Genomic DNA, 23,383 nt, shown 5'->3' on the forward strand with positions numbered 1-23,383 from the left:
GCCGCCGGCGTCACGACACCCGCCCAAGCCCGGTGGTGGCGGGAAGTGGGTGCGGACACCGCGTCCGGTCCCCTGTTCGCTCCCGCCGGTCCACCGGACGTGATCACCCGATAGCGCAAGTCAAGGCAGGCGCTGTCGGGGAGCCGCTCGCCAGGTAGCCGAACGTGGTGCTCGTCCCCGGCTTGATCGCCGCGTTCCAGGGGAGGTTCGCGGCGGTCGTGGTGGCGTCGTCGGAGGTGACGGTCGCGCCCCAGGCGTGCTGGACCGTCGTGCCGGACGTCGGCCAGGTCACCCGCCACCCGGCGGAGGGCGAGTTCTCCGGGTGCCGCACGGTGATCTCGACGTGGTGCGCGATCCCCCACTGCGCGACCACGCGCATGGTCGCCGTGCACCGGCCCTGCGTCGACTTGAAGTCGGGCAGCTCGTCGAGGGTGATCACCGCGTCGTGGTGGTAGACCCGCTGCACGAAGTCGCGCGGGTTGACCACGCCGTCCTGGATGAACGAGCCGGACCAGGTGACGAACCAGGACCAGCGGGCCCCGTAGGCGCGCACCAGGTCGGGGTCCGGGATGGAGCCGACCTCGCCCAGCGCCACCAGCCTGCGGTCGCCGCCCAGCTCGACCAGCCGCTCGTACGGGCCGATCACCGGGCCGTGGTCGCCCTGCGGCGGGTAGGAGTCGATGCTGACCACGTCGACCACGTCGTCGCCGGGGTACCACTCCGGCGCGACCGAGTTCCACACCCAGATCAGGTTGTGCAGGCCGTGGTGGTTCACCAGCCGGTCGTGCAGCAGCCGGTAGAGCTGCTTGGCCGGACCGGGCCCCTTCGCGCCCCACCAGAACCAGCCGCCCTCGGCCTCGTGCAGCGGACGCCACAGCACCGGCACCTTCGCGTCGGCCAGCCGCTTGAGCTGCACCGCGATCGCGTCCATGTCCCGGATCAGCAACGTGTGGTCGGCCGAGGTCGGGTCGGCCAGCGCGGCGGCGAGGTCGAACGTGGTCGCGTCGGTGTAGAAGCCGCGCCACCACTCCTTGCCCGGCTGGTCGATCAACCCGGACGGGGCGTTCCAGTGCCACGCCATCGTGACGATGCCGCCGCGCCGGTCGTAGGCGAGGGCGTGGTCCACGTCCCGGCCGACGGTGCCGCGCTCGACCCGGCTCGGCGAGTAGTCCATCAGGTCGTAGCCGCCGATGGCCGGGGCCTTGCCGGTGTTCTGCTCGACCCAGTCGATGCTCGCCTGGTCCTGCTGACCGGAGAGGATCGTCTCGCCGTAGTCGGCGGCCAGGTAGCGCATCAGGCCCTTGGCCTCGCGGGTCGCGGCCGGGTCGGTGAGCGCGCCGGTGACCTGGTGCGGGCCGCGCGGGGCGCTGGGCGTCACCTTGATCGCGTCGATCAGGTACCAGCCCCAGTTGTTGGTGATGGTGACCGTGTTGTCGCCCTCGCGCAGCAGCACCTTGCCGGCGGCGATCGACGTGAACGTGGGGTGCTCGGGGAACGACACGTCGCCCAGGCCGCTGCCGTTGAGCGACAGCGACGCGGTCTTCGGGCCGTACGGGGTGGCGTAGGAGACGGTGAGGTCGTGCAGGCCGCCGGGGCTGTCCGGGATCGTGACGGTCACGCTGTCGGTGCCGGTGTCGAAGCCCGCCACGTAGCCGCGGCCGGAGAAGCCCGCCACGCTCGACTCGACCACGGTGCCGTTCAGCTCGCCGTCCTCGGCCTCGATCCACCCGTCCGGCGCCGCGGCGGCCGCGGGCGGCGCGAGCGCCAGGGCGATCAGCGAGACGAGCAGCAACAACCTCACGGTGTCCGGTCCCTTCACCGTCGTTGGCAGGGGGCCAACCTCGTCCCACTCTTCTGGGAGCGCTCCCAGGAAGCATAGGGGGCCGGACACGCACAACAAAGGGGTTGTTCGGCGGGTTCAGACCCGACGGGGTTCCGTGCTCGTGAGGCCGCACAGCTCGTCGGCGACGGCCCACAGCTCCTCCTCGCGCCGCTCGTCGTAGGACTCGGGCGACGACGGGATCACCTCGCCCCGGCTGATGTAGGCGCCGCTCTCGCCGGGACGGGGTCCCGCCAGGGTCTCCGCCAGCAGCCGCCCGGCCCGGGCGGGGCTCGTGGCGACCGGCAGGGCGAGCAGCGCCGTGGCGACCGCGCGGAACGCGGCCCGGCCGACCGGGCCGGCGTCGCGCGCCAGTCCCGTGCCGGGCACCAGGCCGGGGTTGTAGGAGTAGACGTCGATGCCGTCGGGGAGCCTGCGCCGCAGCGCGTGCACGAGGTAGACCACGCCGAGCTTGCTGGTGGCGTACGCACGCCTGCCCGCGACGCCGGTGTCCTCCTCCCCCGGCCGGGCCAGCTCGCGCGGGTCGGTCCAGCGGGGCGGCGGGATCAGGCCCATGCTGTTGTGCGCGCGGTCGTGCACGTCGCTGCCGACCACGATGATCCGGGCCGGGTTGGCGAAGCGCGGCCGGAGCAGGTTCAGCAGCAGGTGGTAGGCCAGCACGTTGACGCCGAAGGTCATCTCGAAGCCGTCGGCGGTGGTCTTGCGCGTGGTGGCCATCTGCAGGCCCGCGTTGCCGAGGAACCCGTCCAGCGGTCCCTCCACCTCGGCCGCCGCCCGGCGGATGTCGGCGAACGACGCCAGGTCGCACACCACCTCGGAGACGTTGCGGTTGCCGGTGCGCTCGGCCAGTTCGGCGGCGAGCCCCGGCCTGCGGTTGAGCACGAGCAGGTGGCGGTCGGGGTGGCGCCGCAGCAGGTGCTCGGCGGCCACGCGGCCGAGGCCGCGGCTCGCGCCGGTCATCAACGTCGTGCCCATGGCTCAACTCCCGGTACTGGATCCTAAGTGGTACTCAGTACCATAGTGGACGAGGTACCAGGCCGCTATGCTGTGCCGCATGTCGGAACGGGCGCCGCTGCGCGAGCGCAAGCAACAACGCGCGCGGGAGCAGATCGTGGAAGCGGCGTTCGCGTTGTTCGCCGAGCGCGGCTTCGCCGCCGTCACGGTGGCCGACATCGCCGAACGGGCCGAGGTCGGCCGCACCACGTTCTTCCGCTACTTCGGCGACAAGCAGGAGGTCGCCTTCTCGGACGAGCAGGCGATCGTCGAGTCGCTGACCGAGCGGCACCGGGCGTTGCCGCCGGTGCACGACCTGGCGGGCGCGCTGACGCAGATCCGCGCCGTCGTGCTGGACCTGTGCCGCGAGGTGACCGCGGACGAGGAGCACTTCCGGGCGCACATGGCGCTGCTGGCGGAGAACGCCGAACTGCGCGACCGCGCGGCCCGCAAGTTCGCCCGCCTCGCCGAGGTCTTCCGCGACACGCTGCTCGACCGCGGCACGCCGCCGGTCGTGGCCGCGCTCGCGCCGCGGCTCGGGGTCGCCTGCTACCAGGCGGGCCAGGACCTGGCCGCCGGCGACCCCGCCGCGCTGCCCGGCGCGGTCGACTCGGCGTTCGCACACCTGATCGAGAACATCCGGCCCGACATCGCCTGAACGCCGGTGCGGTGTCGGTCCGGTGGGCTAGGTTTCACCCTGCCATGCGACAAATCGGACGGGACCACGCGGCCGGGGTGCTGCGCGCGGAGGTGGACCGCGCGGCGGCCAGCCACGGCGGCCTCGTGCTGGTCGCCGGCGAGGCCGGGATCGGCAAGACCACCCTGGTGACCGGGGCGGCCGAGCAGGCGCGGCGACAGGGCGCGCTGGTGCTCGGCGGCTCCTGCTGGGACTCCGACAGCGCGCCCGGCTACTGGCCGTGGGTGCAGGTCGTCCGGGCGTTGCGCCGGGCGGCCACCGCGCAGGAGTGGCAGCAGGTCGACCCCGGCCCGCTGGCGGTGCTGCTCGGCGAGGAGCCGTCGGAGCACACGCCCGAGAGCTTCCCGCTCTACGACGCGGTGACCACGGCGCTGGTGGCCGTGTCGCACCACCGGCCGGTGGTGGTCGTGCTGGAGGACCTGCACTGGGCCGACCCGGCGTCGGTGAAGCTGCTGGAGTTCGCCGCGCAGCACACCTGGTTCGAACGGGTGCTGCTGATCGGCACCTACCGCGACACCGAGGTCGACGCCGAGGGCCACCCGCTGCGCCCGCTGATGACGCCGCTGCTCAGCCGGGCCGCCACGGTCGCGCTGACCGGGCTCGCGCCGGCCGAGGTCGGCGAGCTGATGGCCCGCACGGCGGGCCGCGTGCCGGACCCGGGACTGGTCGCCGAGGTGCACCTGCGCACCGGCGGCAACCCGTTCTTCGTGGAGCAGACCGCCCGGCTGTGGCACGGCGGCGGGCCCGTCACCGCGGTCGCGCCGGGCGTGCGGGACGCGGTGCGGCGGCGGCTGTCGCTGCTGCCCGGCCCGGTGGGCGACCTGCTGACCACGGCCGCCGTGCTGGGGCACGAGTTCCACCGCCGGGTGCTGGCCGCGACCGCGTCGCTGCCCGTGCCCGCGGTGGACCGGCTGCTCGACCAGGCCGTGCAGGCCCGGCTCGTGGTGGGGTTGGGCGGCGGCCGGTTCTCGTTCGCGCACGACCTGGTGCGCGAGGCGCTCTACGCGTCGCTGCCGGACGTGGACGCCCGGCACGCGGCCGTCGTGCGCGCGGTGGAGGGCGACCTGGCCGACCAGGTGCTCCCGGCGGACCTGGCCCGGCACGCGCGCCTGGCGGGCGCCGAGCTGCCCGCCGACCGCGCCGTGGACCTGATCGTGGCGGCGGCGCGGGACGCGAGCCGCCGGATGGCGGTCGAGGAGGCCGCCGGGCACTACCGGCGGGCGCTGGAACGCGCCGAGGGCGCCCCGCGGCGGATCGCGGTCGCGCTGGAGCTGGGCACCGAGCTGTACCACTGCGCCGAGCCCGTCGAGGCGCGGCGGGTGCTGGACCGCGCCGCGGCGGAGGCGGGGCGGCTGGCCGACCCGGCGCCGTTCGCCCGGGTCGCGTTGGCGATCTACCGGTTCTCCGACGACGAGAAGGCGGCCGCCGCCGTGGTGCGGGAGGCGTACGCCCGGCTCGTCGGCCCGCCGCCCGACGTGCCGCCGGAGGCGTTGGCGCGGGAGATGAGCCTGCGCGCCATCGAGGCGGCGCGGGGCGGCGAGGACGACGACGCGCTCGCCTCCGGGCTGTGGACCGTGCACGACACCACGCCGGGCATCGGCCAGGCCGAGCAGCGGCTCGCGCTGGTGGACGAGCTGATCGCGGTGTCGCGGCGCAGCGGCGACCACACGGCCGAGCACTTCGCCACGTCGTTCCGCTGGGTGGCGCTGGTGGAGCTGGGCGACCCGCGCTACCTCGACCAGCTGCACGCGTTCGTCGCGCTGTCCGAGCGGCTGGGCATGTCGCGGTTCAACTTCTCCGCGGCCATCGACCAGAGCATCATCGCCACCGCGCAGGGCCGGTTCGACGAGGCGGAGGCGTTGCTGGCCAAGGCGACCGAGATGGGCGCGGCCCACCACACCGGGTTCCGGATGATGTACCTGCACCTGCGGTGGGCGTTGCTGCTGGCCCGGGGCGACTTCGCCGCGCTGGACGCGCTCGCGCCCGAGGTGGCCGCGAGCACGCACCCGTGGCCGGGTCTCCTGGCGGGCCTCGCGGCGCTCGAACGCGGTGACGTGGCCGCGGCCGGGGCGCACCTCGCGCATCCCGGCCTGGACGACCGCACGCGATGGTCGTTCGAGCCGCTGTGGCTGCGGTTCCGGGCCCGGTACGCGCTCGCCGCGGGCGACCGGGACCTGGCCGCGCGGGTGCGGGAGGAGTTGGCGCCGCACCGGGGCAAGTGGCTGGTCTCGCTGTACGGGTGCGACATCTCCGGGCCGGTCGACCTGTGGCTCGGGGTGGTGGACCTGGCGCTGGGCCGGTGCGACGCGGCGGTGGAGGAGCTGACGGCGGCGCAGCGGTCGGCCGAGCGGATGCGGGCCCGGCCGTGGGCGGTGCGGGCGCGCCGGCACCTCGCGGAGGCGTTGCGGGCGCAGGGCGCGCCGGCGGCGGACCTGGACGCGGCGGTGGCGCGGGAGGCGGCCGCGCTGGGCCTGCCGCCGGCGGCCGACGAGCGGGCGGCCCGCGCCGAGTTCCGCCGGGACGGTGATGTGTGGGCGTTGTCGTGGGACGGGGTCACGGTCCGGGTGCCGGACTCGAAGGGGCTGCGCGACCTGCACGTGCTGCTGGGCAGCCCCGGCGAGCCGGTGCCGGCGGTGTCGTTGCTCGCGCCGGAGGCGGCCGCGTCGGCGCGGCTGGGCGGCGACCCGGTGCTGGACGACGAGGCCAAGGCCCGCTACCGGCGGCGGCTGGCGCAGCTGGACGACGAGATCGACCGGGCCTTCGACGACGACCGGGCCGCGGCGCTGGACCGCGAGCGCGCGGCCCTGCTGGACGAGCTGCGTGCCGCCGCGGGGCTGGCCGGGCGCACCCGGAAGCTCGGCGACGAGGCCGAGCGCGCCCGCAAGGCCGTGACCGCCCGCATCCGCGACGCGCTGCGGAAGCTGGACGCACGCCACCCCGGTCTGGCCGCCCACCTGCGGGAGACCGTGTCGACCGGGGCGACGTGCGTCTACTCGGGCCGCGAGCCGTTCCGGCTCTGACTCACTTGCGGTTGTAGAGGCGCATCGTCCAGACGCCGAACACGACGGTGAACACCACGCCGTAGCCGAGCGTCCACATCATCGCGTTGCCGTCGAAGCCGCCCGCCATCAGCGCGCGCACCGCGGCGACGAGCTTGCTGATCGGGTTGACGTTGACGAACGCCTGCAGCCAGCCCGGCATCGTGCCGGGGTCGACGTAGACGTTGGACAGGAACGTCAGCGGGAACAGGAACAGCATGCTCACGCCCATCACGGACTTCTCGCTGCGCAGGAGCAGGCCGAACATCGTCCACACCCACGAGAACGCGAACGAGAACGCGACCAGCACCGCCACGCCGAGCACGACGCCGACGAACCCGCCGCCGGGCCGGAAGCCGAGGACCAGGCCGACGACCATGATCACGGTGGAGGCCAGCACGTACCGCAGCAGGTCGCCCAGGATGTAGCCGACCATGGGCGCGGGCCGCCAGACGGGCAGCGTGCGGAACCGGTCGAAGACGCCCTTCTGGATGTCGGTGTTCACCGCGACCCCGGTGTACATGGTGATCATCACGACGCTGGTGACCGTGATGCCCGGCAGGAGGAACTGCAGGTACTCCCCCGGCGACCCGGCCAGCGCGCCGCCGAACAGGTAGGTGAACATCAGGATCATCATGATCGGGAACGCGGTGACGTCGAACAGCTGCTCCGGCACGTGCTTGATCTTGAGCACGGCCCGCCAGCCGAACGTGAGCGACGCCGACAGCGCGCTCGGCCGGCCCGGCGGGTCGGTGTTCAGCAGCACCGCCGCCAAGTCCTCCGCCTTGGGTGCGGGCAGGAGTTCGGGTTCCTTGGTGACGGTCACGCCGCCGCCTCCTTCTTCTTGTCGGTGAGGGCCAGGAACACCTCGTCCAGGCTGGGCTGGCCGAGGGAGAACGTGTCGACGGTGATGCCCTCGCGGGCGAGCTGGGCCAGCGCCTCCGCGGCCTGCTCGGTGGCCCGGCCGGTCAGCCGCGCGGTCAGCGCCACCGGGTCGTGGTCGAGCTGCACGTCGGCCTCCAGGGTGCGGACGAGCACCTGCTGCGCCTGCGCCCGCTGCTCGGCGTCGCGCAGCCGCAGGTGCACCGCGCCGACGCCGACCGACGCCTTCAGCTCGCCCTTGGTGCCCTCGGCGATGACCCGGCCGTGGTCGATCACCGCGATGCGCGACGCGAGCTGGTCGGCCTCGTCCAGGTACTGGGTGGTCAGCAGCACGGTGGTGCCGTGCGCGACGACCGCGCGGACGATGTCCCACACCTGGTTGCGGCTGCGGGGGTCCAGGCCGGTGGTCGGCTCGTCCAGGAACAGCAGCTTGGGGGTGTTGAGGATGCTGGCCGCGATGTCGAGCCGGCGGCGCATGCCGCCCGAGTAGTGCTTGACCTGCTTGCCCGCCGCCTCGGTGAGCCCGAACGCGTCCAGCAGCTGCGCGGCGCGCGCCTTCGCCCGGGACCGGCTGTGGCCCAGCAGCCGGCCGAGCAGGAGCAGGTTCTCGGTGCCGGTCAGGTCCTCGTCCACGGAGGCGTACTGGCCGGTCAGGCTGACGAGCCGGCGCACCGCGTCGGGGTCGGCGCGCACGTCGTGGCCGAACACGCGGGCCTGTCCGTCGTCCGGTCGCAGCAGGGTGGCCAGCATGCGGACCGTCGTGGTCTTGCCCGCGCCGTTCGGGCCGAGCAGGCCGTACACCGTCCCGGCGGGCACGGTCAGGTCCACGCCGTCCACCGCGCGGGTGTCGCCGAAGACCTTGACCAGGCCCGACGTTTCGATGGCGTTCATGTTCTTCCTTTCCTAGGAGACGTAGGGGCGTCGGGTGCGGGCTTGTTTGAGGGCCGACGCCCACCAGGTGAGCTGGTCGAACATCGCCTCCGCGGCGCGGCGGCGGCGTTCGGTGTCGAGCGGCTCGTCGGCGAGCAGGTTCACGCCGACGGCCGTGCGCACTGTCATGACGTGCAACTCGGTGAAAACTGTTCGGAGCTGTTCCACCGCGTGGAACCCCTCGGAGCGGTAGCCGTAGGAGACGAACCCGGCGGGCTTGGCGTGCCACTCGTCGTAGGCGTAGTCGATGGCCTGCTTGAGGGAGGCGGGGAAGCTGCGGTTGTACTCGGGCGTGACGACGACGAACCCGTCCGCGTCCGCCACCTGCCCGGTGAACCGCCGGACCTCCGCCGTGGGCCGGGCCGGGTAGCACGGCGGGAAGTCGTAGTCGGCGAGGTCGAGCACGACGGGCTCGACGTCGGCGCGCTCCGCCGCCACCCCGGCGACCCACCGGCCGATGCCGTCGCCGACGCGACCCTCGCGGGTGCTGCCGATGATCACTGCGATGCGTGACGCCTCCACGTGCCGCCTCCTCTCACCCAGGAGGCGCGAGACGACCCGCCAGACCGGATCTAGCACCCGCGTGTCCTACCCCCAGAACGCGCGTGTCCTACGTTCAGAACGCGTGAGTCCTACGTTCGGGACCCCCGAGTTCAACGCTCGGAACGACGAACTCCACGCCCCCGCACGGCACGGCGTGTGGGAACGTGGAGTCCGGGCGGGCGGTGCTAGATGCGGCAGGTGTCCAGGGAGCTGACCAGGATCGCGCGCGCGCCCACGCGCCACAGCTCGTCCATGATGAACGGCGCGTCGTCGCGCGGCACGAGGGAGCGCACGGCCACCCAGCCCTCGCGGGCCAGCGGCGAGACGGTGGGCGACTCGATGCCGGGCACGAGCTTGAACGCCTCCTCCTGCGCCTCCACCGGGCAGTCGAAGTCGAGGATCACGTACCGGCGGGCGATCAGCACGCCCTGGAGCCGGCGGTGCAGGATCTCGACCGAGCGCACCGCGTCGGGGGTCTCGGCGACCGTGTCGCCCTGGATCAGCACGGCCTCGGACTTGAGGATCGGCGAGCCGAACGTCTCCAGCCCGGAGGTCTTCAGCGTGATGCCGGTTTCCACGACGTCGGCGATCGCGTCGGCCACGCCCAGCTCCACGGCGGTCTCCACCGCGCCGTCGAGCCGCACGAGGTGCGCCTTGATGCCGAGGTCGGACAGGTGGTGCTCGACCAGGTTCGGGTAGCTGGTCGCGATGCGCCGGCCCTCCAGGCCCGCGGCGTCCTGGATCCCGCCGGGCTTGGACGCGAAGTAGAACGACGCCCGGCCGAAGCCCAACGGCAGGATTTCCTTCGCCGACACGGTGGAATCGAGCAGCAGATCACGACCGGTGATGCCGACGTCCAACGACCCCTCGCCCACGTACACCGCGATGTCGCGGGGACGCAGGAAAAAGAACTGCACATCATTTGCCGGGTCCGCCACGATCAGCTCACGGCCGGACCTGTTCACCCGGTAGCCCGCTTCGGCCAGCATTTGCGCCGCGGGAGCACTCAACGAGCCCTTGTTGGGCAGGGCGAAGCGAAGAGGAGCCATGGCGCGCAGTCTCCCACACCGGGGGACGGATCCCCGTCTCGGGGACGCCCCGGTGTCCCACGGTGTGGAAACCACGCGGTGTCGCGCCCGGGTCACCCGTCCGTGGTTCCCACCACGTGAGCGCGGCGCCTCCCGCATTGTCCCGCGGGTCCATTCAACCGAATAACCGCCGAACGCCGAACAAATCAGAAGAAACGGCCGACCCTGGTGCGCGTGGTCAATAGCCAGCCGGCCCCGAATGACACCGCGATGGCGACCGCCGCCACCAGGAACGCTTTCACCTCGGCCGGGAACGGCAACGGCCGGGCCGCCACCGCGAGCACGACCAGCACCGGGCCCTGGACGAAGAACGCGGCGAACGCCCCGCGGGCCAGCGCGGTGGCCAGCGGTCCGTCCCGGGTGAGCCGCCGCTGCGCCCAGCCGAGCAGCCACACGGACCCGCCGACCACCAGCACGGCCTCGACCGCGGCGAACAGCAGTGCCTCCCACCGCCAGCCGCCGAGGAACGGGCCCGCCTGTCCCGCGAGGTCGGACACGCCCAGCGCGACCGCGACCACGGGCACAGCCGCGAGCGTCAGCACCGCCACCACCCGACTGCCGCGCCACATCCGTTCCGGCACCCACCGCGCCAGGCCCGAGCGCGCGCCGACGATGCCGACCCCGAACATCGCGATCAACTGCGGCCACCACCAGATGTGCAGGTCGCCGACCTGGCCGCTGCGCGCGGGGAACCACAGCCGCACCGCGAACGTGCTCACCGCGACCCCGGCCGTGACCGCGACGAGGTGGCCGCCCGTCAGCGCGAACGGCCCGTCGCCCGGCCGGCCGAACAGCGCGTAGGCGACGGAGAACAGGAGCAAAATCTCCACGAACCACAAAGAACCGGAGTCCAGCAGCGGGTCGCGGTGGGTGAACACCCACCACGGCGTGACGTCGTGCCCGGCGGCCCGGTAGGCCACCCACATCGTCAGCGGCCACACCAGCAACGCCGACACCGCGAACGGCACGCCCAGCCGCACGAGGCGGTCCACGACGAACCGGCGGGGGCCCTTGTGCGCCAGCGACTGCGGCGTGAACAGGCCGGACAGCAGGTAGAAGGTGCCCATCAGGAACAGCCCGGACGGCCCGAGGACGGCCGCCAGCACGGTCTCCACCCGAGGCGCGAACGTGACCTCGTTGACCTCGTCGTACGGCCACCCGCCCACCGCCGAGTACCCGAGGAGCGCGTGCCCGCCGATCACCCAGGCGACGAGCAGCACCTTCAGGTTGTCCACCGCGGCCAGCCGGGACCGCTGCCCCACCTCTGCGGTCATCCTCCCACGGTAACGGCTGCCGGCCCGCGCACGCCCGGCGAATTTCGCCCCGCGCGGGCGGCCCGGCCGCTGGTCACGCCCCGTTCGACCACCAGGCGGCGGGCGTCACGACGGAGAAGCCGAGCGACTCGTACAGCGGCAGCCCGGCCTTGGCCGCGCTGAGCGTCAGGGGCAGCGGGAACTCGTTGATCACCGCGTGCATCAGCGCCCGGCCGACGCCGCGCGAGCGGTGCTCGGGCAGGGTCGTCACCCAGTACACGCCGACCGCGCCGGCCGCCTCGACGGTCAGGCACGCCCCGGCGACCTCGCCCTCCCGCCACGCGGTGTGCACGCGGAACCCCTCGTGGTCCTTCAGCGCCCACGGCAGCGCGTTGCCGGTCGGGAAGCCGGGCATCGGGAAGCCGTCGACCACCACCCGCTCGGCCACGGCCCACTCCTCGGCCGTGCGCACCGCCCTGACCTCCAGGGCGGGCGGCGTCACGGGCGCGGGCGGGCGGATCATGACCGGCAGGTGGCGCGCGGTGAGGCCGAGCGCCTCGCCGTCGATCGTGCCGAACGAGTCCTCGACCACCACCCGCGCCTCGGCCCGCTTGACCAGCAGCTGCAACTCCGCGAAGTCGTCCGGGTCGAGGTCCGGGCGCACCGCGAGCACCCGCAGCAGGGTCGGCCCGCTCATCGCGAGGAACCCGGCGCGGGTGATCAGGTCGTGCCCGCGGGTGCGGGCCAGCGCGGTGGTGAGGACGGCGGCGTTGCGCACCGCGAGGTGCAGGGAGGCGGACATGGGCCGAACCCTATTCGGCGCCCGGCCGGTGGTCAGGCCCATTTCCGCCGCGCCCGACCTCCTCCGGTCAGCGGCCGGCGAGCAGTTGGTCGAACGGCACGAAGTCCTCGGTCGCGGGCTTGGCGGGCGCGCGGCCGACGAGCAGGTCGGCCAGCTCCCCGGCGGCCCGCTCGACGCGGCCGGGCAGGCCCTCCGCGCCCCAGTCCGAGGACGCCGCGTACACGCCGGTCGGGACGACGATCGCCCGCATGTACGCGAACAGCGGCCGCAGCGCGTGGTCCAGCACCAGCGAGTGGCGCTCGGTGCCGCCGGTCGCGCCGATCAGCACCGGCTTGCCCGCCAGCGAGCCCGGCTCCAGCACGTCCACGAACGACTTGAACAAGCCGCTGTAGGACGCGTTGAACGTCGGCGTCACGGCGATCAGCGCGTCCGCGCCGACCACCGACTCCACCACCTCGCGCAGTCGCGCGCTCGGGAACCCGGTGACGAGGTTGTCCGCGATGTCGCGGGCCACGTCCCGCAGGTGCGTGGTGCGCACGTCCAGGTCGGGCACGAGCCGCTGGGTCGCCTCCGCCAGCCGGGTCGCGAGCAGCTGGGTGGACGAGGGCGACCCGAGCCCCGCCTGCACGACCGCCAGCGTCGTCGTCATCGGACCTCCGCCTTCCGCAGCGAGGCGTGGGTGGGGGCGTCGGGCACGTCGGCCGGGCGGCCGACCGCGAACTCCCGGCGCAGGGTGGGCACGATCTCGCCGAGGAAGTCGAGCTGCTCCAGCACCGTCTTCAGCGGCAGGCCCGCGTGGTCGATCAGGAAGAGCTGCCGCTGGTAGTCGCCGAAGTGGTCGCGGAAGGTCAGCGTCTTGTCGATGACCTCCTGCGGGCTGCCGACGGTCAGCGGCGTCTGGTCGGTGAACTCCTCCAGCGACGGCCCGTGGCCGTACACCGGGGCGTTGTCGAAGTACGGGCGGAACTCGCGGACGGCGTCCTGCGAGTTGCGGCGCATGAACACCTGGCCGCCGAGGCCGACGATCGCCTGGTGCGCCGCGCCGTGCCCGTAGTGCTCGAAGCGCTCGCGGTAGAAGCCGATCAGCCGCTGGAAGTGCTCCTTGGGCCAGAAGATGTGGTTGGCGAAGAAGCCGTCGCCGTAGTAGGCGGCCTGCTCGGCGATCTGCGGGCTGCGGATCGAGCCGTGCCAGACGAACGGCGGCACGCCGTCGAGCGGGCGCGGGGTCGAGGTGAACGACTGCAGGGGCGTGCGGTGCTTGCCCTCCCAGTCCACCACGTCCTCCCGCCACAGCTTGTGCAGCAGCGCGTAGTTCTCGATGGCCAGGTCGATGCCGTCGCGGATGTCCTTGCCGAACCACGGGTACACCGGGCCGGTGTTGCCGCGGCCCATGATCAGGTCCACCCGGCCGTCGGCCAGGTGCTGGAGCATGGCGTAGTCTTCCGCGATCTTGACGGGGTCGTTGGTGGTGATCAGCGTGGTGGCCGTGGACAGGATCAGCCGCTCCGTGCGCGCGGCGACGTAGCCGAGCATGGTCGTCGGCGACGACGGCACGAACGGCGGGTTGTGGTGCTCGCCGGTCGCGAAGACGTCCAGGCCGACCTCTTCGGCCTTGAGCGCGATGGCGACCATGGCCTTGATGCGCTCGGCCTCGGTCGGCGTCCGGCCCGTGGTGGGGTCGGGCGTCACGTCGCCGACGGTGAAGACACCGAACTGCATGGCCACTCACTCCTCGATCAGGTAGTTGTACTTTCAACTAACCGGCACAACAGTACCCGGTGATCGGCTATTCCGGTGTTGTCTGGTGGCGCGGAGCACGCCAAGGTGAGTGTCACGGGTCACCTATGGGGGAGGCACGGCACGGTGCAGCACGAGCTGGTGCGGCGCGCCGCGGGGATCGTCCCCGTCCTGCGCGCCCACGCCGCCTGGGGTGACGAGCACCGCAGGCTGCACGAAGGCGCGCTGGAGGCGATGGCCGACGCCGGCGTGCTGCGCCTGCGGGTGCCCGCCGAGCACGGCGGCCACGAGGCGGACCTCGCCACCGTGGTCGAGGTCATCGCCGAGCTGGCGCGCGGCGACGGGTCGGCGGCGTGGACCGCCGCCGTGTGGGCGGTCTCCACGTGGGTGGTCGGCCAGTTCCCCGAAGAGGTCCGGCGGGAGGTCTTCGCCAAACCCGACGTGCGCGTCACCGGCATCCTCAGCCCCACCGCGACCGCCGAGCCGGTCGGCGGCGGCGTGCTGGTCAACGGGCGGTGGGCGTTCACCACGGGCGCGCCCCAGAGCCACTGGACCACCAACGCCGCCCTCCTCGCGCCCGACCGCGTGCCGGTCGCCCTGGCCATCCCGCTGGTGGACCTGGAGGTGCTGGACGACTGGCACACCACCGGCCTGCGCGCCACCGGCTGCGTGACCACGGTGGCGAAGGACGTGTTCGTCCCCTCCGACCGGGTGCTGCGCCTCGCTCCGGTGCTGAGCGCCGACCCGGGTGCGTCCGCCCCGATGTTCCGCGCGCCGTTCGTCCCGGCCGCCTGCGCCACCGTCAGCGCCCCCGCCGCCGGCCTGGCCCGGGCCGCCGTCGAGGTGTTCGCCGCGGGACCGTCGGCGTCCCCGGCGCGCATCCGGGAGGCCACCGTGCTGGCCGACGAAGCCGAGTTCCACGCCCGCCGCAGCGCCGCCGTCGTCGACCACAAGGCCGCGTGCGGCGAGGAGTGGACCGCCGAGGACCGCGCGGGCGTCCGCCGCGACCTCGGCGAGGCGTGCCTGAGGGCCCGCGACGCGGTCGACGTCCTGGACGGCGACCACCCCACCCTGCGCCGCGTCCGGCGGGACGCGCACGCGCTGAACCTGCACGCCATCCTCCACCCGAACGCAAGCCTGGAGCGCTACGGCCCGGTGTTCCTCGGACGACCGAAGGAGCCGTAGCCGACGGCTCCCCCGGTCGCCACCACCGCGGTCAGTCGCGCTCGATCACGTGACCCACGACGTCCGGACCGGGGTGGGCGTGGCCCGAGCCGTCGCGGCGGTCGTCCGGGGCCGGCAGCTCCACCGGCGAGCCGTTCTCCGCCGCGCCCGCCGGGCGCGGACCCACCCAGGCCAACGCCAGGCCCGTCTCGCCCTTGAGGAACCGGTGCGCCCGGACACCTCCCGTGGCCCGGCCCTTCGCCGGGTACGCCGACAACGGCGTCACCTTGACGCTCTGGCCGGTCGACGTGACCACCATCGGCTCGCCGTGCTCGTCGTCGTCCGTGCGCACCGCGCCGAAGAACACCACCCGAGCGCCCGAGCCGACGTTGATGCCCGCCATGCCGCCGCCGCGCAAACCCTGCGGCCGCACCAGCGACGCGGAGTAGCGCAACAGCGAAGCCTCCGACGTCACGAACACCAACGTCTCGTCGGCCCCGGTCAGCCACGTCGCGCCGACCACCTCGTCACCCTCCTTGAGGGTGATCACCTCGAACTCGTCCGACCGCACCGGCCACTCCGGCGCGCACACCTTCACCGTGCCCGACCTCGTGCCCAGCGCCAGCCCCGGCGACCCGGTGTCGGTCAACGGGGCGATGCCCACGACCCGCTCCCCCGCCTCCAGGTCCACCAGCTCGCCGGCCGCCATGCCGCCGCTCAACGACACCGTGCCGCTCTGCTCCGGCAGCACCGGCAGCGGCAGCACGTCCGTCTTGAACGCCCGACCCCGGTTCGTCACCAGCAACACCTGACCGCGCGCCGTGGTGTGCACCGTCGCCGCCACCGCGTCGTGCCTGGTCCGGCCCTTGCGGCGGCGCGCCTCCGACGACTCCTCCGACTCCGCCGCCGTCCGCGCCACCAGCCCGGTCGCGGACAGGATCACCTGGCACGGGTCGTCGGCGACCTCCAGCGGCCCGGCCGGCTTCGACGCCGCCAGCACCTCCTTCAGGTCGCCGTCCAGCAACGTGGTCCGGCGCTCCTGCTGCAGGTCCTTGGCCACCTTCGCCAGCTCCGTCGACACGACCTTCTTCAGCACGGCCGGGTCGTCCAGGATCCTGGTCAGCTCGGCGATCTCCTGGCGCAGCTTCTCCTGCTCCGCCTCCAGCTCCAACGAGTCGTAGCGGGTCAACCGGCGCAACGGCGTGTCCAGGATGTAGGTCGCCTGGACCTCGGAGAGCTTGAACGACTTCATCAAGCCCTCCTTCGCAGCGGCCGCGTTCTCGCTGCCCCGGATCAGCTTGATCACCTTGTCGATGCTCAGCAACGCCTTGAGCAGACCCTCGACCAGGTGCAACCGGTCCTCGCGCTTGCGCCGCCGGTACCGGGTGCGCCGCGTGACCACGTCGTAGCGGTGCTGCAGGAACACCTCCAGCAGCGCCTTGAGGCCCAACGTGCGCGGCTGACCGTCCACCAGCACCAGGTTGTTGATGCCGAACGACTGCTCCATCGGCGTCAGCCGGTACAGATCGGCCAGCAATGCCTGCGGGTTCACCCCGACCTTGCACTCGATCACCACGCGGGTGCCGTTCTCGCGGTCGGTGAGGTCCTTGACGTCGGAGATCCCGGTCAGCCGCTTGGACTTGGTGACCTCGTCGGTGATCTTCTCGATGATCTTCTCCGGGCCGACGCCGTAGGGCAGCTCGGTCACCGTGATCGCCTGCCGGCCCCGGCTGCCCTCCAGCAACCCGGTCTCGACCTTGGCCCGCATCCGCACCACGCCGCGCCCGGTCTCGTACGCCTTGCGCACCTCGTCCAGCCCGAGCAGCACCCCACCGGTCGGCAGGTCCGGGCCGGGGATGAACTCCATCAGCTTGTCCAGCGACGCGTCGGGGTGCGTGACCAGGTACCGCGCCGCCGCCACGACCTCGCCCAGGTTGTGCGGGATCATGTTCGTCGCCATGCCGACCGCGATCCCCGACGTGCCGTTGACCAGCAGGTTCGGGAATGCCGCCGGCAGCACGGACGGCTCCTGCAACGAGCCGTCGTAGTTGGGCCGGAAGTCGACCGTCTCCTCGTCCAGCTCCCCGACCAGCAACATGGCCGCCGGCGACATCCGGGCTTCGGTGTAACGCGAGGCCGCCGGTCCGTCGTCCGGGCTTCCAAAATTGCCGTGCCCGTCGATCAACGGGGTGTTGAGCGAGAAGTCCTGCGCCAGGCGGACCATCGCGTCGTAGATCGCGGTGTCGCCGTGGGGGTGGTACTTGCCCATGCAGTTGTGCACCACGAAGCCGCTCACCACGAACGCGTGCTCCGGGCTCGCCACCTGGATGTCGTAGGTGGTGTCCGGCGCGGCCGGCGCGACGGAGACGACGTGCGGCAACGGGTTGTCCGGGGCGTGCTTCGCCGCGCGGATCACCCGGACCAGGCCGTCCTGGCGCGGGCCGACGCCGGTCCAGCGCAGCAGCGCCACGGCGAGCGCGGCGGCGTCGCGGCCGGTGACGGTCAGGGTCGTCGCGTCGCGGCGGGCGCGGATGCCCGAGTCGGCGAGCACGGCGTACTCGGCGTCGCCGCCGGGCAGGACGATGCCGTCGCCGACCGCTCCCCCGGCGACGAACAGGCCCGCGAGGTACGGCGTCCACGACGTGCGGTCGCGCAGCACGGCGTCCGGGCGGCCGGTCGCGGCGGCGGCCAGGTCGGGGTGGTGGGCGAAGGTCAGGGCGTGCCGGTCGCCGTCCTTGTCGCGGGACGTGGTCACGCCGTGGGCGATGGCCCAGCCGTGGGCGATGTCGACCGCGTCGGCGTCCGCCGGTGCCAGCCGCACCCGGCCGTCGGCGAGCACCTCGCCGGACGCGGCGAGCAGGCCGATCACGAAACCGGACGCGTCGCCGTCGGCGAGCAGGGTCGCGTGGCGCTCGGGGCCGAAGCCGGTCGTGCGGGCGCCGGTGAGGTCGCGGGCCGCGGTCCAGTCGGCGTCGGTCCAGCCGTCCCGGTCGCCGGTGTGGAACCGCTGGCCGGGCGTGACGAGCATCGAGTGGCCGTCCGACCAGGTGACGCGCACCAGCTCCGACCGGGGGTTCTCGTAGACCTCGGTGACCTCGACCGGCTCGCCGCGCCCGTCGAGCACGAGGTCGCCGACCCCGATGTCCTCGATCGGCCGCAGGCCCTCGGGGGTGGAGACGAGCGCGCCGCGCACGAAGCAGTCGCCGACCACGCGGGAGGACTTCACGTACGGGCTGGTCGGGCGGTGGCCCTGCTCGTTCATCGAGAACAGGATCCGGCGGTGGACCGGCTTGAGGCCGTCCCGCGCGTCCGGCAGGGCGCGGGAGTGGATCACCGAGTAGGCGTACTCCAGGTAGGAGTCCTCGATCTCCGTGGTCAGCGAGTTGTCGAAGACCTGGGCGCCCGCGCGGTCGAAGGCGGACGGGTCGACCCTGGTGGTGGGGGTCTTGCGGCGTGCCATGGTCGGTCGTTCCCTCGTGTGTCAGGCGTGTCAGACGTCGATCGCGGACTGGTCGACCCGGGCGGCCGACTCGACGAGCCACGCCCGGCGCGGCTCGACCTTCTCGCCCATGAGCAGCTCCAACGCGGCTTCCGCGGCCTCCGCGTCGTGCATGGTGATGCGGCGCACCGAGCGGGTGGCGGGGTTCATCGTGGTCTCCCACAGCTCGTCCGCGTCCATCTCGCCGAGGCCCTTGAACCGGGGCACCGGTTTGACCACCGTCTTGCCGGCCTTCTCGAGCTTGGCGACCTTCTGCTCCATCTCGCGCTGGGTGAAGGTGAAGTGGGTCTCGGGGTTGCGGCCCTTGGTCACGACCTTGTGCAGCGGCGGCATGGCGGCGTAGAGCCGCCCGTCCTCGATCACGGGCCGCATGTACTTGGCGAACAGGGTGATCAGGAGGGTGCGGATGTGCGAGCCGTCGACGTCCGCGTCGGCCATCAGGATGACCCGGCCGTAGCGCATGGCGGCGAGGTCGAACGTGCGGCCGGTGCCCGCGCCGAGGACCTGCACGATGCTCGCGATCTCGGCGTTGCGGAGGGTGTCGGCGAGGCTGGCCTTCTGCACGTTGAGGATCTTGCCGCGCAGCGGGAGCAACGCCTGGTACTCGGACACGCGGGCCATGCGGGCCGAGCCGAGGGCGCTGTCGCCTTCCACGAGGAACAGCTCGCTGCGGGACACGCCGGTGGTGCGGCAGTCGACCAGCTTCGCGGGCATCGCCGCGCCTTCGAGGGCGGTCTTGCGGCGGGCGGCGTCCTTCTGCTGCTTCTGGGTCAGGCGGACGCGGGAGGCGTCGACGACCTTCTGCAGGACGATCTTGGCCTCGGCCTTGGTGCGGCGGTCCTCGGTCCACGCCTTGAGGTGCTTCTCGACCACGCCGAGCGTGACCTTGGTGATGCCGGCGGTGGACAGCTCGTCCTTGGTCTGGGAGGTGAACTGCGGTTCGGGGATGCGGACGTGGACGACGGCGGTCATGCCTTCGAGCACGTCGTCCAGGGTGGGCGGGTCCTCCTTGGGCTTGAGCAGGCCCCTGGTCCGGCCGATGGCGTCCTGGAGGGACTTGAGCACGGCGCGTTCGAAGCCGCGGCGGTGGGTGCCGCCGTGGACGTTGCGGATGGTGTTGGTGAAGCACTCGACGGTGCGCTCGTAGCCGGTGCCCCAGCGCAGCGCGATCTCGACCTCGGCGTGGCGCTCGACCTTGGACCGCATGACGCCGTTCTCGTCGGCCGCGTTCTCGTGGTAGACGCCCGTGCCGGTGACGAGCAGGGTGCCGGAAACGGGCTTGTCGCCGGCGGGCGCGAGGTGGTCCACCATGTCGACCAGGCCGCCCGGGTAGTGGAAGGTCTCCTCCTGGATCCCGTCGTCGGTGGCGACGCGCAGGACGTAGGTGACGCCGGGGACGAGGAACGCGGTGTTGCGCAGCTTGGTGCGGACGGCCTCGACGTCGAGCGCCGCGCCGTTCTCGAAGTAGCGGGCGTCGTGCCAGTAGCGGGTGGAGGTGCCGGTGCGCTTGGTGCGGCCGGTGACGCGCAGGCCGGACTGGGGGGTGAAGCCGGCCCGGGGGCCGGGGCCGTCGAACACGCCGGGGATGCCGTGCTTGAACGACATCTCGTGCGTCTTGCCCTCGCGGCGGACGACGACGTCGTAGCGGTGGGACAGGGCGTTGACGGCGGAGGCGCCGACGCCGTGCAGGCCGCCGGAGGTCTTGTAGCCCGAGCCGCCGAACTTGCCGCCGGCGTGCAGCCGGGTGAGGACGAGTTCGACGCCGGACAGGCCGGACTTGGCGTGGATGCCGGTGGGGATGCCGCGGCCGTCGTCGTCCACCTGGACGCTGCCGTCGGCGTGCAGGGTGACGACGATCCTGGTGGCGTGGCCGGCCACGCCTTCGTCGGTGGAGTTGTCGACCACCTCGGTGAACAGGTGGTTGACGCCCCTGCTGTCGGTGGACCCGATGTACATGCCGGGGCGCTTGCGCACCGCCTCGAGACCCTCCAGGTGGGTCAGGTCGTCGGCCCCGTACAGGATCTCAGCGGTCACCGGGTCGTTCTCCCCAGGTCGTGGCGTGCGTCGAGCGGTTCACGGTAACCGAGGACCGCGCGTGATCCGCGCACCTCCCCGGTCTCCCGCTACGGTCGGGGCACGGTGGTTCGGTGGTTCACCCGCGATCTTGTCATACTCGAACACAGGTTCGAACATGGAATCACAACGGAGCAGGTGCGCGCGGGACCGGTCGGTGTGGCGTACCCGTCACGCGGCCGTTCCACGCGTGGTGCGGGCGTGGTTGGTCGCGTCGGCGTTGAGCGGCGTGCCATCGACCGTGCACGCGCTGTTGACGCGTGGTGACGTTCTGCGCTCGACGCGGGCGGCGGCGACGCTGCTGGGCGGCACGGGTGTGATCCGCGGCGCGGTCGCCCACCTCGGCGTGTCGGCCTGGTGGACGGTCGTGCTGGCGGCCCTGGACCGGCGGTGGCGGTTGGACGCGCGCCGGGGCGCGGTGGCCGGGGCGGTGATCGCGGCGGTGGACCTGGAGGTGGTCGGGCGGCGCTTCCCGGCGGTCCGGCGGTTGCCCCGGGCGGCGCAGTGGGCGGACCACGTGGCGTTCGGCGCGCTGGTGGGAGCCGTTCTGCGGTCCACAGTGGACGAGGTGGCCGAGTGCGGTCACACCCGTTCGGGTGTCACCCGCGTAGAGTGCTGACATTCCCGCGTTGTCCTGCCTGGAGGTGATCGGGCGCCTTGATGTTCCGACGTGCCGCGCCCAAGGAGCGTGCCCCGCAAGTGGAGCCGGTGGTCGAGCGCGAGACACCCGCGCCGGTCGCGCCACCCGCGCCGACACCGGCGCCGACACCCGCGCCGGACCGGTTCTCGGCGTCGTTCGCGGGCGCGACCCTGGTGATCGGGCCGCCCGGCGGCGCGAGCCCGGCCGCGGTCGCGCTCGGGCGCAGCCTGCCCGTCGACCGGGGGCGCACGGTGGTCGTCGTGGACGCGCCGCACGGTGACGAGGCGTCGTTCTGGCCGGTGGTCGCCACGGCGTTGCAGGGCCGGGGACCGGTCCGGCTGATGACGCCGCACTCCGGCTCGATGCGCCCGACCGCGCCCGCGCAGTGGCTGAGCGAGCAGTTGCAGGCCGAGGTCGTGGCGCCGGACGGCGCGGTCACGACCGTGCCGGGCGCGGCGTTCGTGGTGGGCTCCGGCGGGTACGGCTGCTGGCTGCGGTTCCTGCCGGGCGCGTCGCCGGTGCCGATGGGCAGGCGGTTCCCGGTGCCGAACTGGGAGGCGGTCGACCCGAACACGGCGTGGCCGACGGGCGAGGTGGGCGTCTCGGAGCCCATCCCGGCCGGGTTGTGGCTGCGGGCCCAGCGCGACCGGTTCGACCCGCAGGCTCCGGACGCGCGGGCGGTCGTGGGGCTGCCGTGCCGGGACAACGTGCTGACCGTCGTGGTCGGCGGTCCCGGTCAACCGCCCATCCCGACCGAGGAGGTGTGCCGGCTGCTGGGCGGGCTGCCGTCGGCGGCGCGGTCGCGGGTGCGGCTGGTGTGGTACGGCGGCGAGCACCAGGCGCAGGCGGTGGCCGACCAGCTCGGCGAGCCGATCTCGCTGTTCACGGGCCTGCCGGTGGGGTCGTTGCGCAGCGGCGCGGCCGTGGTGGCGGTGAACCCGCGCGGCCAGCAGACGTGGCGGCCGTACGTGACCGAGGTCCGGTACACGCCGGGTGGCGCGCCGGTCGTGTCGGGCTACCGGGTGCCGGTGCCGAACCTGGTGGAGCGGGGTCCGGGCATCTTCGACCTGGGCGGCGGCGTGGTGCTGGAGGTCGTGCCGTCGGGGCTGTGGGTGCGCGACGCGGAGGACAACGGCCCCGAGGTGCGGGCGCTGCCGGTGGACCCGGAGTGGGCCCGGCTGACCGTCGGCACGCCGGGCCGCACGACCGCGGGCGCGGTGGCGGTGGCGGGCGCGTCGCTGGTGGAACGGCTGGAGCCGGAGGTGCGGCGGCTGCTGAAGGTCGTGTTCTGCGACCCGACGCCGATGCCGCGGCCGCCGGTGGCCGAGGAGCCGCCGCCGCCCGTGCCGGCCGACGAGCCGGTGCCGCTGAGCGTGGACGGGCCGCTGGCCGACTCCCCCGCGCCGGTGTGGGGCGAGCTGGGCGGCGAGGAGGTCGTGCCGCCGGACCACCGCAGCACCGAGTCGGAGCGCGACGCGGTGCGCCGGATGCTCGGCGAGCGGTACGGGGAGCACGCGGCGGTGGCGTGCCGGCACATCGTGGAGCGCCCGGACGACCCGGAGGCGTTCGAGGCGGTGGTGACGGACCTGGCCGCGGTGTCGGCGTGCCTGCGGCACGACGAGGAGGTCATGGTCGAGGCGTTGCGCAGCGGGAAGCTGGGCCGGCTGTGGCCGTACGCGGCGGCGGTGGTGTCGGGGCTGCGGCGCCTGCCGACGTACCAGGGCGTGACGGTGTGCCTGGGCGAGGCGCACCGGTACCGGACGGGTGACGTGCTGGTGGAGCACGGCCTGCTGAACACGGTGGCGGGGCCGACGGTGCCGGTCGACGGGCGGGTGGAGTTCCTGCTGTGGTCGGTGACGGGGCGGCGGGTGTCGGTGGTCGACCCGTTCGGGAGCGTGGTGCAGGAGCGGGTGCTGTTCGCGCCGGGCACGGCGTTCAAGGTGCTCGCGGTGGTGGAGGCGGAGGAGTCCGCGCCGATGCAGGTGATGGCGCAGGAGGTGGTGGGTCGCCACCAGGAGCTGCCGCCGGGGGTGCTGGGCAGCCTGGAGCGGGCCGCGGTGGCCCTGCGCAACCACGCCCGCGCCACCGCGTAGGACTGGGCCGGCCGGGTCGATGGGGCACGGCCGGCGGGGATTGGATCGGGCACGGCCGGCGGGGTGGACGCGGTCGGCCGGAGCCGGATCGGGCGCTGCCGGACCGGGCGC

At 73.3% G+C, this 23,383-nt stretch carries 17 protein-coding genes; 5 read left to right on the forward strand and 12 right to left on the reverse strand.

Annotation, left to right across the window (positions count from 1 at the left end):
* Window positions 1-103: 103 nt before the first annotated feature.
* Window positions 104-1,801: a glycosyl hydrolase gene (locus ACFXGA_RS26210; RefSeq protein WP_378092111.1), complete on the reverse strand. Its 1,698-nt coding sequence runs from the start codon at window positions 1,799-1,801 to the stop codon at window positions 104-106.
* A gap of 117 nt (window positions 1,802-1,918) precedes the next feature.
* Window positions 1,919-2,815 (reverse strand): SDR family NAD(P)-dependent oxidoreductase, encoded by an 897-nt coding sequence (locus ACFXGA_RS26215; protein WP_378092113.1) that lies wholly within the window; start codon window positions 2,813-2,815, stop codon window positions 1,919-1,921.
* 79 nt (window positions 2,816-2,894) lie between these two features.
* On the opposite strand from ACFXGA_RS26215, the gene ACFXGA_RS26220 reads away from it, so the two are divergent.
* Entirely contained in the window at window positions 2,895-3,491 is a 597-nt protein-coding gene (locus tag ACFXGA_RS26220) for a TetR/AcrR family transcriptional regulator (protein ID WP_378092115.1), read from the forward strand.
* A 44-nt stretch (window positions 3,492-3,535) separates the two neighbouring features.
* Window positions 3,536-6,550: an ATP-binding protein gene (locus ACFXGA_RS26225; RefSeq protein WP_378092117.1), complete on the forward strand. Its 3,015-nt coding sequence runs from the start codon at window positions 3,536-3,538 to the stop codon at window positions 6,548-6,550.
* Between the two features lies 1 nt (window position 6,551).
* Here ACFXGA_RS26225 and ACFXGA_RS26230 read toward each other — a convergent pair whose 3' ends face one another.
* The 8 genes from ACFXGA_RS26230 to ACFXGA_RS26265 all read right to left on the reverse strand — a co-directional run bounded on the left by ACFXGA_RS26230 (window position 6,552) and on the right by ACFXGA_RS26265 (window position 13,785).
* Window positions 6,552-7,394, reverse strand: coding sequence for an ABC transporter permease (locus ACFXGA_RS26230; RefSeq protein WP_378092119.1), 843 nt, complete (start codon window positions 7,392-7,394; stop codon window positions 6,552-6,554).
* Window positions 7,391-8,341: an ATP-binding cassette domain-containing protein gene (locus ACFXGA_RS26235; RefSeq protein WP_378092121.1), complete on the reverse strand. Its 951-nt coding sequence runs from the start codon at window positions 8,339-8,341 to the stop codon at window positions 7,391-7,393. Before ACFXGA_RS26235 ends, ACFXGA_RS26230 begins: the two co-directional genes overlap by 4 nt.
* Window positions 8,342-8,353: 12 nt before the next feature.
* Window positions 8,354-8,902 carry an NADPH-dependent FMN reductase gene (locus ACFXGA_RS26240; RefSeq protein ID WP_378092123.1) on the reverse strand — a complete coding sequence of 183 codons (549 nt, stop codon included), beginning with the start codon at window positions 8,900-8,902 and terminating at the stop codon, window positions 8,354-8,356.
* A gap of 206 nt (window positions 8,903-9,108) precedes the next feature.
* A complete protein-coding gene (hisG, locus tag ACFXGA_RS26245) occupies window positions 9,109-9,972 on the reverse strand; it encodes an ATP phosphoribosyltransferase (protein WP_378092126.1) in 864 nt (287 codons plus the stop codon).
* 185 nt (window positions 9,973-10,157) lie between these two features.
* Window positions 10,158-11,285 (reverse strand): acyltransferase, encoded by a 1,128-nt coding sequence (locus ACFXGA_RS26250; protein WP_378092128.1) that lies wholly within the window; start codon window positions 11,283-11,285, stop codon window positions 10,158-10,160.
* Between the two features lie 73 nt (window positions 11,286-11,358).
* The gene (locus tag ACFXGA_RS26255; protein WP_378092130.1) at window positions 11,359-12,066 is read right to left on the reverse strand and encodes a GNAT family N-acetyltransferase; all 708 of its coding nucleotides are present in this window, start codon (window positions 12,064-12,066) and stop codon (window positions 11,359-11,361) included.
* A 67-nt stretch (window positions 12,067-12,133) separates the two neighbouring features.
* Entirely contained in the window at window positions 12,134-12,715 is a 582-nt protein-coding gene (locus tag ACFXGA_RS26260) for an FMN reductase (RefSeq protein ID WP_378092132.1), read from the reverse strand.
* Window positions 12,712-13,785: an LLM class flavin-dependent oxidoreductase gene (locus ACFXGA_RS26265; RefSeq protein WP_378092134.1), complete on the reverse strand. Its 1,074-nt coding sequence runs from the start codon at window positions 13,783-13,785 to the stop codon at window positions 12,712-12,714. Before ACFXGA_RS26265 ends, ACFXGA_RS26260 begins: the two co-directional genes overlap by 4 nt.
* Before the next feature lie 144 nt (window positions 13,786-13,929).
* Between ACFXGA_RS26265 and ACFXGA_RS26270 the strand changes: the two genes are divergently transcribed.
* Entirely contained in the window at window positions 13,930-14,988 is a 1,059-nt protein-coding gene (locus ACFXGA_RS26270; RefSeq protein WP_378092136.1) for an acyl-CoA dehydrogenase family protein, read from the forward strand.
* 31 nt (window positions 14,989-15,019) lie between these two features.
* Here ACFXGA_RS26270 and ACFXGA_RS26275 read toward each other — a convergent pair whose 3' ends face one another.
* Both ACFXGA_RS26275 and ACFXGA_RS26280 read right to left on the reverse strand, forming a co-directional pair.
* Window positions 15,020-18,427 carry a DNA topoisomerase (ATP-hydrolyzing) gene (locus ACFXGA_RS26275; RefSeq protein ID WP_378092138.1) on the reverse strand — a complete coding sequence of 1,136 codons (3,408 nt, stop codon included), beginning with the start codon at window positions 18,425-18,427 and terminating at the stop codon, window positions 15,020-15,022.
* Between the two features lie 30 nt (window positions 18,428-18,457).
* On the reverse strand, window positions 18,458-20,500 hold the full coding sequence (locus tag ACFXGA_RS26280) for a type IIA DNA topoisomerase subunit B (protein WP_378092140.1): 2,043 nt from the start codon (window positions 20,498-20,500) through the stop codon (window positions 18,458-18,460).
* A 229-nt stretch (window positions 20,501-20,729) separates the two neighbouring features.
* Here ACFXGA_RS26280 and ACFXGA_RS26285 point away from each other — a divergent pair, with 229 nt between their 5' ends.
* Both ACFXGA_RS26285 and ACFXGA_RS26290 read left to right on the forward strand, forming a co-directional pair.
* Window positions 20,730-21,158, forward strand: coding sequence for a hypothetical protein (locus ACFXGA_RS26285; RefSeq protein WP_378092142.1), 429 nt, complete (start codon window positions 20,730-20,732; stop codon window positions 21,156-21,158).
* 41 nt (window positions 21,159-21,199) lie between these two features.
* Window positions 21,200-23,272, forward strand: coding sequence for a hypothetical protein (locus tag ACFXGA_RS26290; protein WP_378092144.1), 2,073 nt, complete (start codon window positions 21,200-21,202; stop codon window positions 23,270-23,272).
* Window positions 23,273-23,383: the final 111 nt, after the last annotated feature.

Source organism: Actinosynnema sp. NPDC059335, assembly GCF_042752395.1.
Taxonomy (GTDB): Bacteria; Actinomycetota; Actinomycetes; order Mycobacteriales; family Pseudonocardiaceae; genus Actinosynnema.